General features: G+C 71.6%; 11 protein-coding genes. 8 read left to right on the top strand and 3 right to left on the bottom strand.

The genetic code is table 11. The annotated features are described in order from the left end of the window. Window positions 1–46: 46 nt before the first annotated feature. The gene (locus tag CLV63_RS19640) at window positions 47–472 is read right to left on the bottom strand and encodes an OsmC family peroxiredoxin (protein ID WP_106584616.1); all 426 of its coding nucleotides are present in this window, start codon (window positions 470–472) and stop codon (window positions 47–49) included. 366 nt (window positions 473–838) lie between these two features. On the opposite strand from CLV63_RS19640, the gene CLV63_RS19635 reads away from it, so the two are divergent. From CLV63_RS19635 to CLV63_RS19625, 3 genes are all read left to right on the top strand, one after another. Beyond that, window positions 839–1771, top strand: coding sequence for a hypothetical protein (locus CLV63_RS19635; protein ID WP_106584615.1), 933 nt, complete (start codon window positions 839–841; stop codon window positions 1769–1771). A 100-nt stretch (window positions 1772–1871) separates the two neighbouring features. Beyond that, window positions 1872–2480, top strand: coding sequence for a hypothetical protein (locus tag CLV63_RS19630; RefSeq protein ID WP_106584614.1), 609 nt, complete (start codon window positions 1872–1874; stop codon window positions 2478–2480). A 330-nt stretch (window positions 2481–2810) separates the two neighbouring features. Continuing rightward, a complete protein-coding gene (locus CLV63_RS19625) occupies window positions 2811–3353 on the top strand; it encodes a phospholipase (protein WP_106584613.1) in 543 nt (180 codons plus the stop codon). Between the two features lie 86 nt (window positions 3354–3439). On the opposite strand, the gene CLV63_RS19620 is transcribed toward CLV63_RS19625, so the two are convergent. Both CLV63_RS19620 and CLV63_RS19615 read right to left on the bottom strand, forming a co-directional pair. After that, window positions 3440–6847: a GH92 family glycosyl hydrolase gene (locus CLV63_RS19620; RefSeq protein WP_106584612.1), complete on the bottom strand. Its 3408-nt coding sequence runs from the start codon at window positions 6845–6847 to the stop codon at window positions 3440–3442. A gap of 383 nt (window positions 6848–7230) precedes the next feature. Then, on the bottom strand, window positions 7231–8619 hold the full coding sequence (locus tag CLV63_RS19615; RefSeq protein ID WP_106584611.1) for a hypothetical protein: 1389 nt from the start codon (window positions 8617–8619) through the stop codon (window positions 7231–7233). 433 nt (window positions 8620–9052) lie between these two features. On the opposite strand from CLV63_RS19615, the gene CLV63_RS19610 reads away from it, so the two are divergent. The 5 genes from CLV63_RS19610 to CLV63_RS19590 all read left to right on the top strand — a co-directional run bounded on the left by CLV63_RS19610 (window position 9053) and on the right by CLV63_RS19590 (window position 12328). After that, window positions 9053–9799, top strand: coding sequence for a DeoR/GlpR family DNA-binding transcription regulator (locus CLV63_RS19610; protein ID WP_106584610.1), 747 nt, complete (start codon window positions 9053–9055; stop codon window positions 9797–9799). Beyond that, window positions 9796–10743 carry a 1-phosphofructokinase gene (gene pfkB, locus CLV63_RS19605; RefSeq protein ID WP_106584609.1) on the top strand — a complete coding sequence of 316 codons (948 nt, stop codon included), beginning with the start codon at window positions 9796–9798 and terminating at the stop codon, window positions 10741–10743. The genes CLV63_RS19610 and pfkB overlap by 4 nt, the downstream gene beginning before the upstream one ends. 75 nt (window positions 10744–10818) lie before the next feature. Next, window positions 10819–11085, top strand: a complete 267-nt coding sequence (locus CLV63_RS19600) for an HPr family phosphocarrier protein (RefSeq protein WP_106584608.1) — start codon at window positions 10819–10821, stop codon at window positions 11083–11085. A gap of 189 nt (window positions 11086–11274) precedes the next feature. Beyond that, window positions 11275–11832: a TIGR00645 family protein gene (locus CLV63_RS19595; RefSeq protein ID WP_106584607.1), complete on the top strand. Its 558-nt coding sequence runs from the start codon at window positions 11275–11277 to the stop codon at window positions 11830–11832. A gap of 259 nt (window positions 11833–12091) precedes the next feature. Then, window positions 12092–12328 carry a hypothetical protein gene (locus CLV63_RS19590; RefSeq protein WP_106584606.1) on the top strand — a complete coding sequence of 79 codons (237 nt, stop codon included), beginning with the start codon at window positions 12092–12094 and terminating at the stop codon, window positions 12326–12328. Window positions 12329–12363: the final 35 nt, after the last annotated feature.

Below are 12363 nucleotides of genomic sequence, written 5' to 3'. Positions count from 1 at the left end.
GGCGGGGCGGCGTGCGGGCGGCCTCGGCGGGCCGCCCGCCTGCCGACTAGCCCAGCGACGCGTCGAGGGTGATGGTGGTCCCGGTCAGCGCCTTACTCACCGGGCAGCCGGCCTTGGCGCCCTCGGCGGCCTCGGCGAACGCCTCGGCGGACAGACCGGGGACCTCGGCCTGCACGGTGAGGTGGATGCCCTTGATGCCCTCGCCGGCCTGGAAGGTCACCTCGGCCTGGGTGCGCACGCGGGTGGGCGGGGTGCCGCCCTGGGTGAGCGCGTGGCTGAGCGCCATTGAGAAGCACGAGGAGTGCGCGGCGGCGATGAGCTCCTCGGGACTGGTGGTCCCGTCATGCGCCTCGGCGCGCGCCTTCCAGTTGACGGGCTGGTCGGCGAGCTGCGAGGAGTCGAAGGAGACGACGCCCTTGCCGTCGGTCAGCGAGCCTTCCCACTGGGTGTGCGCGGTGGAGACGATCGGCATGAGAACTCCCGGATGGGGTGGATGGTCGAGGACACGTACCGCGGCGACACCGGGACGACCGGCACCGCCCGCGGCAACGATCATTCCACCTGGGCGCCGTTCCATTCATGCCAGGCCGCGCGAAGAAGCGGCGCGTCCGCGTACCCGGGACGCGAAGGCGCCGCGCGTCCGCGTACCTGGGACGCGAAGAAGCCGCGAGTCGGCGTTCCGCCGGACGCGAGGGCCCCGCGCCCGCGATCCTGCTGCGCGCAGGCGCCCGCGCCCACGTCCCAGGGTCACGAAGGACCCCCGTGCAAGGATCCCCGTGCCCCGAATCGGGGACGAAAAGGACCCGCGCGTCCGCGTTCCCGGGATTAGGCTTGCCGCATGGCTATCCCCCAGGCCTTTCCGCGTCCCGCGCGGCCGCGCCGCCTCATCGGTCCGTCCGGCGTGCTCCTCTTCCTGCTCTGCCTGTTCTTCCCCTTCGTCGGCGTGTCCTGCTCGGGCAGCATGGGCACGGTCGACGTCGGGGTGTCCGGGTGGGACATGGCCGTCAGCGGGGCCCCTTCGGTCAGCGGCACCGGGGCCTTCTCCGACGGCAGCCTCCCGACATCGGAGTTCTCGCCCTCCTCCGGCGACCCCATGACCGAGGGGGTCGGCCTGCACCCCCTCATGATGCTCGGGGTCGGATCCGCCCTGGTCGCCGCCGTGCTGGGCGCGGCACTACCCACACCCTTCGCGCGGTCGCTGGGCGGCCTGCTCGCCGCCGCGGCCGCCACCGCGCTCATCGCCGCCAACGAGGCCGTGGTCCTCTCCGAGTTGCAGGGCGAACTCGACTCCGGCGCCATGATGGGCGGCACCATCGAGAGCGGGACCCGATTCGGGTTCTGGGTGGCGCTCATCCCGTTGGTCGCGGTGCTGGGCTACCACGTGCTGGAGGCCGCCTTCGGCACGCGCAACCCCGCTCCACCGGGCCCGACCTACCCACCGCAGCACCTGCCCGGGCAGCCCTACCCGCAGGGCCCGGCCTACCCGCCCCAGGAACCGCAGTACCCGCCCGGGGAGCCCCACCCGCCCTATTCGCCGTACCCTCCCCCTCCCCCGGCACCGCCACCGCAGTACCCGCCCGCGGGTACCGCCCCGAGCGGACCGTACTCCGGGCCGCCGCCCGACGGCTCGCAGGGCTGGGGGCCGCCTCCGCCGCATCCCGGTTACCCGCCGCACCACCCCGGCCCCTACCCCGGTCATCCGGGAGGTCAGGGCCTGGATCCCGGCAGGGCTGAGGATCCGGGCACTCCCGGCGTCCGGGGCAGAGGTTGACATTGGGGCCGGACTTCTCGATGCTCACGAGCCGAGCGGAAACGCCGACGTCTCCGCCCCCTCTCCCTCTCCCTCTCCCTCTCCCTCAGGAGTATGTGCCGTGAACGAATTAGTCCTCGTCCTGACCGGCGGCGCCATCAGCCTGGTGAGCAGCGCGACCGTCACCTGGGTCCAGGGGTACCGCAAGGGGCGCAACCGCGACCGCGAGGCCGCGCGCGAGTCGGCACGCCAGCTCACCTCGCTGTTCATCGCGGCCCGCGATGTCCCCGGCGGGATCGCCGGGCCCGAGGGCGTGGCGACCCTCGCCGAGGCCGAGGTCGTCGTGATCGGCATCTCCGACCGCGCCATCCGCGACCGGGTGCAGAGCCTGCTGCGGCTGCTGCGCGAGTGCCACCTCCGCGAGGTCGAGGAGCTCAGCGGGGTCAAGGCCGAACGCGCCCGGCGGCTCCTCGGCGACCACGCGCTAGAGGTCCTCGGCGCCTACTTCCGCGGCGACCGCACCCCGGCCATGCCTGCTCCGCTGCGCAAGATGCTGGACGTGGAGGACGAGGCGCTGGGCATCCACTCGGGGGCGGTCGCGAAGCCGGTAGTGCGCCCCGCTGCCGCGTCCGCGTCCTCGTCCGAGAACACCGGTGCCGGGGAGCCGCCCGCCTCGCGCAAAGTCCGCCAGCGCCCCAAGGCCACGGGGGGCGAACGGTCCGGCGACTGACCGGCGGCCCCTGAGGCGAAGGGGGTGTGGTTGCCGTCGCGGATACGAAGCACCCGGCGGCAGCCACCCTCTGTCCGCCTATCCGCCGGATGCTCCGCACTCCCCTACTGCGCCCGCTGCGCGGAGAATCGCGCAGCGGGGCCCGCGGCGGCAGCCTCTGTCTCTGGCCGGGCTCACGGGCGCTCCAGCGCACACATGAATCAACGGCGCCCTGCCACTGGTTCGGGTGTTGCTAACCAGACGGTTAGACAACCGTCACCCCTACGCCCCGCAGTGCCTCTTTCCTTACCGTGCGCTTATCCCATATGACTCTTACGTCATACTCCTGCGATGGATAAGGACCCCGGTTTGCGTCACCCCGCTCGACGTTTCCTGAGGGCCGCGCTCACTGCTGGCGCGGCATGTCTGTTCACCATCACCGCGGCAGGCACCGCCGCCGCGGCCGTACCCCCCGACGAACTCCAGCGAATCACCGACGAGTACCTCTTCACGGTCTCCCTGGACGAGTTCAGCGCCATCCGCGCCGACACCCCCAACGCCGACCAGCTCGACTGGAGCTCCGACGCCTGCTCGTGGTCGCCCGACGAGCCCATCGGCTACAGCTTCACGTCGAGCTGCCACCGGCACGACTTCGGCTACCGCAACTACAAGAAGCAGTCGCGCTTCACCGAGGCGACCCGGCTGACCATCGACGACAACTTCCGCGACGACATGTACTCCGTCTGCGGCGATAACGGCACCTGCCGCGGCGTCGCGACCATCTACTACAACGCCGTCCGCCAGTTCGGCGCGTCCAGCGCCAGCACCGCCGAGGCGCTGGAGAAGGCCGACGCTCCGGAGAAGGCCCAGCAGTACATCGCGCGCAACGGGTGATACCCGGACCGCCGCGTTGAGGGCGGGTGCGGGAGCCCTGTCACCGGGGGTCCCGCACCCGCCCGCTGCTACCAGCTCCGTCCGCCTCAGGGGCGGGCGAGCAGTTCCAGCTGCGACAGCGCCACGTCGCCGTCGCCGCCCTCGACCACCAGGCGGTACCGCGCGTACTCGCCCGGCTCGGCGATCACGAACGGGCGGGTCTGGTCGTCCCATGCGAACGACTGGCCCTCGCGGCGGTCGATCGTCCGCCACTCACCGCCGTCGGCGGCGCCCTCCAACCGCCACGCGCTCGGCGCCGCACCGCGCGGCCCCGATGTCAGCGTGTACTGCACGGCCTCGGCCGGTTTCGGCGTCTCGAAGGCGATGGTGGGCGTGCCCGTGCCGAACTCGGTCCTGGTCGCCGTGGTGTCGTCGAACAGGGCGGCCACGTCGCCGTCGTCGCTGCTGCCGCCGGTGGCGATGTCGCGGACGGGACGCGGTACCGCGTCGCCCTCGGTGGGCGAGGGCGGCGCGGCGTCCTCCCCGGTGCCCCACGACGACGGCCGCGGCCCCATGGCGAAGTCCAGCGTCGCGCCCTTGGCGAGGACGTCGTGCGGGACGTGCGTCTTGGTGTGGTCCTTGCCGTTGACCTTCAACCCTTGGACGTAGACGTTGGCGCCGCTGTTGTCGGGGGCGTTGACGACGAGCTTCCGCCCGTTCTCCAGGTTCACCGTGGCCTTGGTGAACAGCGGCGAACCGACCGCGTAGGAGCCGGTCCCCATTTGCAGCGGGTAGAAGCCCAGCGCGCTGAACAGCCACCAGGCCGACATCTCGCCGTTGTCCTCGTCGCCGGGGTAGCCCTGCCCGATCTCGCTGCCGGTGTAGAGGCGCGACATCGCCTCGCGGACCGTCTCCTGGGTGCGTTCGGGTTGGCCGGCGTACAGGTACATGTACGGGATGTGGTGGCTGGGCTGGTTGGAGTGCCCGTACATGCCCATGCGGACGTCGCGGGCCTCGCGCATCTCGTGGATGACCCGCTCGTAGGAGCCGGCGACGTCCTCCGTCCCGGTCTCGGGGGTCGCGAAGAACTCGTCGAGCTTGCCGCCGAGCTCCGCGCGGCCGCCGTACAGGTTCGCGAGGCCCCGGCCGTCGTGCGGGACGGTGAACGCCATGTTCCACCCGTTGGTCTCGGTGTAGTCGTACCCCCAGATCCGCGGGTCGTACTCCGACTCACCCAACCGCCAGTCGCCGTCGGCCTTGCGGCCCTGGAAGAAGCCGACCCGGTCGTCGAACATGTGGACGTAGTTCTGGGCGCGCTCGCCGAAGTAGGCGGCGTTGGCGCGGTACTCCTCGCGGCGCGGGTCGTCCTTTGCCGCGCCCTCGTAGAGGGCCTTGGACATCTCGGCGATGCCGTGGTCGTTGACGTAGCCCTCCAGCGCCCAGGACATCCCCTCCTTGGTCTCGGACGGGGTGTAGCCCTTGAAGATGGAGGTCGCGATCCCCTTGCGGCCCACGCTCTCGTTCGGCGGGGTGACGGTGGCGTTGCGCAGCGCCGCGTCGTAGGCGGCCTCGATGTCGAAGTTGCTGACGCCCTTGGAGTGCAGGTCGGCGAACGCGATGTCGGAGCTCGTGCCGGTCATCAGGTTCGCGTAGCCCGGCGAGGACCAGCGGGAGATCCACCCGCCGTCGCGGTACTGCTCCACGAACCCGTCGGCCATGGCCCCGGCCTGCTCGGGGGAGAACAGCGCGTAGGCCGGCCAGGTGGTGCGGTAGGTGTCCCAGAACCCGTTGTTGACGAACACCTTCCCGTCGACGACCTTCGCCCCGGTCTCGGTCTCGCCGTGCTCGCCGGACTCCGACACCGGGCTCGCGTACCGGTACCGCGGCTCCCTGCCGGTGCCGGTGTTCTCGTAGCCGGAGTTGGGATAGAGGAAGAGCCGGTACAGGTTCGAGTACAGGGTGACGAGCTGGTCCTCCGAGGCGCCCTCGACCTCGATGACGCCGAGCTTGTCCTCCCACTGCTGCTGGGCGCGGCGCTGCACCCGGTCGAACGCGCCGCTCTCGGGCACCTCCAGCGCCAGGTTGCGCTCCGCCTGCTCCACGCTGATCAGCGAGGTGGCGATGCGCATGGTGACGGCGCGGTCGCGGCCGGGCTCGAACTTGAGGTACCCGGTGACGTCGCCGCCGGGGTCGCCGTCGAGGCGGCCGCCGCCGGTCACCGGGCGGTCGAAGGTCGCGTACACGTACATCCGGGTGGCGCCCTCGGAGAGCCCGCTCGCGACGTCGGTGTAGCCGGTGACCGCGCCCGACTCGGTGTCGAGGTTCAGCTTGCCTTCGTCGGTGATGTTGTCGAACACCAGGTTGGCGTCGTGGTCGGCGCCGAAGGTGAACCGCATGACGGCGGAGTGGTCGGCGGGGGTGATCTCGGCGCGCATCCCGTTGTCGAAGTCCACCCCGTAGTAGTGCGCCTTGGCGGTCTCGTTGTCGTGGGAGAACGGCAGTGCGCGCTTCTTGCGCCCGGGGTCGGGGGCACCCTTGGCGCCGGAGGGCATCACCTGGAAGGTGTTGCGGTCGCCCATCCACGGGCTGGGCGCGTGGGCGGCGGAGAACGCCTGGATCTCGGGCCGGTTGTCGCTGTTGTTCTTCTCATGCCACTGGTAGATCCACCCGTTCGCACCGGCGTCGGTGGTGGGCGTCCAGAAGTTGAAGCCGTGCGGCACGGCGGTGGCGGGGAAGTTGTTGCCGCGCGAGAACGCCCCGTTGGAGTTGGTGCCCCGGGTGGTCTGCACGTAGTCGGTCAGCTGGTCGTGGTCGCGCCGGGGTGCCGCGCCGACGCGGAGGTCGTCGATCCAGCCGCCGAACGCGCCCGCGTGGTCGGGGTTGTCGTAGGCGACGAGGATGCGGGAGATCGTCCTGCCCTCGGCGACGGCGCCGATGTCGGCGCTGACGTGGTTCCACTGGTCGGCGTAGAGCGCCTTGGACGCGCCCTGGCCCTGCGGGGTCAGCGCGAACCCGTGCTGGTCCTCGGCCTTGAGCTCGCTGAGGTAGCTGCCGTCGTCGAAGGCGAGGTCGACGGCGACGTGGGTGCTCGGGTAGCCGAGGTCCTCATCGGTGAACTCGGGGAACACCAGGTAGGAGAGCTGGGTCCGCGCCTCGACGTCGATGTCGACCTCGAACACCTTGTTGTAGGAGTAGCCGCGCCCCTCCCCCGTGTGGCTGCCGCCGTAGCCGAAGGCCTGCGCCCCCGTGTAGCCGGCGCCGTGCTTGTTCGTGTAGCCGCCCTTGGGGCCGGTGCCGATCCTGCTGTGCATGGCGGATTCGCCGGACCCGCCGGGCGCCGCCACACCGGAGTGGCGGGGGGTGCCGTCGGCTCCGGTCTCGGCGGTGTCGCGCCAGTCGGGCTCCTGGTCGCCGGTCTCGAATGAGGTGTGGAAGTCGGTGCCGTCGGTCTCGGCCGTGGGCGGGGCGAGTGCTGCGGCGGGGGCGTTCGCGGTCATGGGCACCAAGAGTGCCATGACGGCTCCGATGACAACGGCGGCTCTGCGCCGGGGGCGGCTTCGGTCACTGCGGTCCGGCATGCGCTCTCCGAGGAGGCTCGGCGGGGTGATGGGGCACACGGGGGCCGGCACGTGGCACGGCAAAGGGCGCCGGCGCGGCGGAGTGCCTGCGCGGGTGCAGGTGGGAGGGGCCGGGGGACTGCGGTTCGGCGGAGTGAGGGGGACGGTGCATCGATGTAAAAGACACGTAAACCCGCGACTGACAACGTTGTCAATAGCTATGGGTGATTATGCACGTCAGACCGGTGGTCACCGGTGAAGCAGGCCGCGACCCGCCGCGCACGCCGCTCAGGCGGCGCACCCGGCGCACCCGACGCAGGCAGCCCGGGCGGCGCAGCGGACTACCCCGACCGCTCCTCGGCCCGCCGCGCGAGCAGCGCCTGCACCTCGGTCACCTCGATGAGCAGGTCGGCGAGTTCGGCGGCGGTCTCAGCGGTGTCGGCCGCAGCGCGCAGCCGCTCGTAGTCGGCGAGCGCCGCGGCGACCTCCCGGGACTCCGCGCCCGAACCGGGGGCCTCCTCACCGGTCAGCTGCGCGCCGATGCGGTCGATCGCCGCGTGGGCTTTCGCGCGGCGCTCCTCCATCGCGGGGTCGGCGGGGGCCGGGTCCGGGGCCGCCGCGGCGGCGGTGGGCGCCGACCGCCGCCGGCGCAGCGCGATCACCGCGACGGCGACGAGCAGCAGCAGCAGCCCGCCGAGCGCCCCGCCGTAGAGCAGCGCCCGGGAGCCGCCGCCGTTGTCCGGTTCGCGGTCGGACGCCGGGCCGCCGAGTTCTTTCACCAGGGCGTCGAAGGTCGCCGGGCCCGTGGTGCCGATCGCGGCGTTGGCGCGGCGGGCGAGCTCGTCGCCGCCGTCGCCGCCCCCTTGCACCGGGATCTTGCCGTCGGTCGAGACGCCGACCACCTCGCCGTCGGCGTCGACGAAGTAGGCCACCACCGGTTCCTCGACCTTCTTCAGGTCGCGCAGGAACGCCGCGGTCTCGGCGCGGGTGCCGTTGTGCCGGTACATGAGCGCCTCGGCCTGCGAGGCGGGCAGGAACGCGACCCGGACCGGGGTGTCGGTCTCGCTCATGGCGTTGTTCGGCGCCACCAGGTTCGGCTGGCCGCCTTCGAGCGCGGTCACGTACTCGGGGCCGGGTACCGACGGGTCCGGCTTGTAGCCGTAGAAGACCCAGCTCCGCTTCAGACCGCTTGAGGCGTACTTCAGCAGCAGGCTGTAGGGCTCGTCCAAGGCCGCCATCTCGCCCGCGAGCAGCGAATCGGAGACGGTGGACGGCAGCAGCTCGGCGCGCACGTCGCCGGGGTAGGGGTCGTCCGGCTGGGTGGCGGCGCCGACGGCGAACTCCGCGCCGTCCCAGGCGAACACGGCCGCGACGACGATGTCGGGGTTCGCCTCGATCATCACCTCGGCGAGTTCGGTAGGGCTCTCGGTGGCGGCCGGCACGACGGCGAAGCGGCCGCCGGAGCCGGCGCCCATACCCTCGGCGATCTTGTCCGCGTCGAGGTGCGGGAACGTGTCGGTCACGGACGGCGCCACGTAGATCGTCGGGTACATCGTGGGGTCGGTCGCGAAGGCGCGGACCGTCTCGGACTGGTCGCTCACGCAGTCGATCGCGCTCGTGGGGCCGGTCCCGCAGTCCGCGGCGGCCGGTGCGGCCCCCGCGACAAGGACCGAGGACGCGGCCGCCGCGACCGCCACCAGCGCCGCGGCGCCCTTCAGCACACCCGCCATGCCGCTTCTCCTCCGAGTCCGCGAAGCCCGCCGCTGCGCGCGCACGTCCGCCGGACGGCGCGCCCGCCCTGGCGTGTTGGACGCGCATGCGGGACCCGGGGATGCCCGCCGCGGCCGAATCGCAACACATCGAAGGCAGCGGCCCGCGGTGACCAGGTCTGGCGCGGACAGTGCAGCGTGGTGCTTCGCGCCGCCGGATGCTCCGCAATCACGACGGCAGCCTGCCCTCGCCGTCCAAGGTCACGGGAACGCGGCGGCAGTCAACCTCCCACCGTCCAATGCCGCTGGAACGCGGCGGTGGCCGACCCCCTGCCGTCCAGGTCATCAGGGCGGTGCGGGTCGCTGTGCGTTCGTCTTGACTTTCCCACACAACCAGACATACTCACATAAAAAGCAACATTGAAACGGGCATGAGAGGGGAGGAGAACCGGGTATGTATCCGCCGGAGCGGCACCGGGAGATCCTGCACCGCACCCGCGAGCACGGCCGCGCCAACGTCCGGGACCTCGCGCGGGTCCTGTCCGTCACCCCCGAGACCATCCGCAGGGACCTCGCGTTCCTCGAACGGGACGGCCTGGTCGAGCGCGTCCACGGCGGGGCGATCGCCGCGGGCGACACCGTCCCCGAGCCCGCCTCGGTCCGGGCCGCGGCGGCGGCCGCCATCGCGCAGCGCGCCGTCCACGAGCTCCCCGCCGACGGCCCCGTCTTCCTCGGCGGCGGAGAGGCGACCGCCCGCCTGGCGGAGCTGCTGCCCGAGGGGCGGGAACTCACCGTCGTCACACCTTCGATCGAGATCGCCTCCCTGGTCGCCGGGCACGGCAGGGCGGCACTGCACCTCCTGGGCGGCGGCATGAACGAGGCCACGCTCACGGCAGAGGGGCCCTGGGCGCTCCGCGCCGTCAGCACGGTGTTCGTCGACGTGGCGTTCATCGCCGCCGCCGGCGTCACCGCCGACGGCGGGGTGACCGCGTCCGGCACGGGCGCCGCCGAGGTCGAGCGCGCGCTCATCGGTGCGGCGCGCCGCACCGTCGTCCTCGCCGACCACACCCGCTTCGGCAGCGACGCCCCCGCGTACGTCGCCGGCCTCGACTCGGTCGACCTCGTGCTCAGCGACGCGGGGCTGGACGCACGGTACGCAGAACAGATCACCGCCTCCGGACCACGGATCGAGCTCGCATGATCGTCACCGTCACCCCCAACCCGAGTGTCGACCACACCCTGGAGATCGACACGCTGACCCGCGGCGACGTGCTGCGCGCGCGCAACGTGCACGCCGAGCCGGGCGGGAAGGGGGTGAACGTCTCGCGGGCCCTGCGCCGCAACGGCGCGGCCACCACGGCTGTGCTGCCGGTCGGCGGCGCCGAGGGCCGCCAGCTCAGCACGCTCCTGGAGGAGCACGACGTGGCGTGCGCGACGGTGCGGATCGCCGCGCCGGTGCGCAGCAACATCACCGTCGCCGAACGGGACGGGACCACCACCAAGCTGAACGCCGCCGGGCCCGTCCTCACCGAGGCCGAGGTCGACGAGCTCCTGACGGCCGTCGGGGCGGAGCTCGACGGCGGCCCGCGCTGGCTGGTCGCGGCGGGCAGCCTGCCCACCGGGGCACCCGGCGACCTCTACGTCCGCCTCGCCCGGATCGCGGCGGCGCGCGGGGTGCCGGTCGCCCTCGATTCCTCCGGCGCCCCGCTGGAGGTGGCGGCGCTCGCCGGGCAGATCGACCTGCTCAAACCCAACCAGGAGGAGCTGGCCGAACTGCTCGGGCGCGAACTGTGTACGATCGGCGAGGTCACCGAGGCCGCCAGGGAGGTCATCGGTTGGGGGGCCGAGGCCGTACTGGTCACCCTGGGTGCGCACGGGGCACTGCTCGTACGCGCCCACCACGTGTGGTGGGCGGCGGGGCAGTCGGTCGTCCCGCGCAGCACCGTGGGTGCCGGCGACTGCTCGCTGGCCGGGTACCTGTTCGCCGACGACCCGCCGGCCGAGCGCCTGCGCCGGGCGGTCGCCTGGGGCAGCGCCGCCGTGGCGCTGCCCGGCACGACCGTCCCCGGCCCCGATGCCATCGACCTGGACGCCGTCCGGATCGTCGCGGAGCCCGAACCGGCCCAGGTCGTGAAGGAGCTGTGACACCCGCACCCGTGCGGCGGGCGGCCCGCGCCGCCCGCACGCGCACCCGCCATCCTCGTGAGATCTAGGAGAACCATGCCTCAGCGCACCGCGACCATCGGCTCGTCCGTCGGGCTGCACGCCCGGCCCGCCACCCTGTTCGTCCAGGCCGCGACCAAGTCGGGCCTTGCCGTCACCATCGCGAAGGAGGGCGGCGACCCGGTCGACGCCCGCAGCCTCCTCGCCGTCATGGCGCTCGGCGCCGGGCACGGCGACAAGGTCGTCCTCTCCGCCGACGGGGAGGGGGCGGACGAGGGCCTCGCCGAACTCGGCACCCTGCTGGAGACCGACCTCGACGCCTGACGGCGCGCCGCGGCCGCCGTGCGCGGCCGCGGCGCCCGGTCTGCTCGTCCGCGGCGGCCCCCGCCGGCCCCTCTGTGCGGGCCTGCGGGGGCCGCTGCGCGGGGACCCGGTGGGATTGTTCCGAGAAGTGCCTGGCTGACCCTAAAGTGAGTCCGCTGATATGCGCCGATTGGAAAGAAGCCGCACCCGATGACCGAGGTTTCCCGCCCCTCTGCGCGCCGCAGGACGTCGCTCAGTCTCGGCTACATCATGTTCCTGAGCCGGTTCCTCCAGGTGCCGTTGTACCTCGGGCTGATCGTCGCCCAGGGGGTCTATGTCTGGCTCTTCATGGTGGAACTGTGGCATCTGCTCATGGAGGCCTCGCTCGACCGGATCAACGAGGTCGAGATCATGCTGATCATCCTCGGCCTGGTCGACGTCGTCATGATCGCCAACCTGCTAATCATGGTGATCGTCGGCGGCTACGAGACCTTCGTGTCGCGGATCGACCTCAAAGGCCACCCCGACCAGCCGGAATGGCTGGACCATGTGAACGCGAACGTGCTGAAGGTGAAGCTGGCGACCGCCATCATCGGCATCTCGTCGGTCCACCTGTTGAAGACCTTTATCGAGGCCGACCGGGTCGCACCGCAGATGATGCTGTGGCAGACCATCATCCACCTGGCGTTCGTCGTCTCGGCGGTGGCGCTGGCGCTGATCGACCGGATGCTGATCCGTTCGCATCCGCAGCCGCGCAGCAGCGTCTGAGCGCTGTTCCCACCCGATTTACCGCAGCGCCCCATCAATAGCGCAAAACAGACATGTCGCCCTACTCGCGAACAGTCCGGGGCACCCATTCACTTTATGGCTACACAGAGTTATGATCAGCATGCTCATTGTTACAAAATACGGTCTGAGCTATTCACGAGACGACGTCGATCTGCTTGAATTAAGTGCCGATAACTATTGGCCCGCCAGACTGTCCTAAAGCACGGGGGGAGCAAGGACGTTGAGCGGTCTCAGCATCATGTGCGATCAGAGCGCCACCGACACGATCACCACCTACGTCTTCGATCCGCGTTCACTCACACACGCGCAGGCCATGGGGGACGCCTGCGCGGTCTGCCACGTGAAATGGCCACGGCCCCGACATCCGCTGGGTGAGCTGCCCGACGGCCCCGAGGTCTACGGGTGCGACGAGTGCGCCGGATTCGTGGCGGCGCACACGGCCCAGGGCCGCGCGCACGCGCTCGCGGCCCACTGACCCCGGCGGGGCGAGTGGTGGCGCTCCGGGCCCAG

The sequence above is a fragment of the Murinocardiopsis flavida genome, from assembly GCF_003014485.1.
Taxonomy (GTDB): Bacteria; Actinomycetota; Actinomycetes; order Streptosporangiales; family Streptosporangiaceae; genus Murinocardiopsis; species Murinocardiopsis flavida.
Note: the sequence above shows the minus strand (reverse complement) of the source record. Positions and strands in the feature narration are given on the sequence as shown.

Excerpts from the sequence above, each read along its gene's own strand:
- CLV63_RS19640 (WP_106584616.1), bottom strand. The coding sequence starts at position 472 with ATGCCGATCGTCTCCACCGCGCACACCCAGTGGGAAGGCTCGCTGACC.
- CLV63_RS19635 (WP_106584615.1), top strand. The coding sequence starts at position 839 with ATGGCTATCCCCCAGGCCTTTCCGCGTCCCGCGCGGCCGCGCCGCCTC.
- CLV63_RS19625 (WP_106584613.1), top strand. The coding sequence starts at position 2,811 with ATGGATAAGGACCCCGGTTTGCGTCACCCCGCTCGACGTTTCCTGAGG.
- CLV63_RS19620 (WP_106584612.1), bottom strand. The coding sequence starts at position 6,847 with ATGGCACTCTTGGTGCCCATGACCGCGAACGCCCCCGCCGCAGCACTC.
- CLV63_RS19615 (WP_106584611.1), bottom strand. The coding sequence starts at position 8,619 with ATGGCGGGTGTGCTGAAGGGCGCCGCGGCGCTGGTGGCGGTCGCGGCG.
- CLV63_RS19610 (WP_106584610.1), top strand. The coding sequence starts at position 9,053 with ATGTATCCGCCGGAGCGGCACCGGGAGATCCTGCACCGCACCCGCGAG.
- pfkB (WP_106584609.1), top strand. The coding sequence starts at position 9,796 with ATGATCGTCACCGTCACCCCCAACCCGAGTGTCGACCACACCCTGGAG.
- CLV63_RS19600 (WP_106584608.1), top strand. The coding sequence starts at position 10,819 with ATGCCTCAGCGCACCGCGACCATCGGCTCGTCCGTCGGGCTGCACGCC.
- CLV63_RS19595 (WP_106584607.1), top strand. The coding sequence starts at position 11,275 with ATGACCGAGGTTTCCCGCCCCTCTGCGCGCCGCAGGACGTCGCTCAGT.
- CLV63_RS19590 (WP_106584606.1), top strand. The coding sequence starts at position 12,092 with ATGTGCGATCAGAGCGCCACCGACACGATCACCACCTACGTCTTCGAT.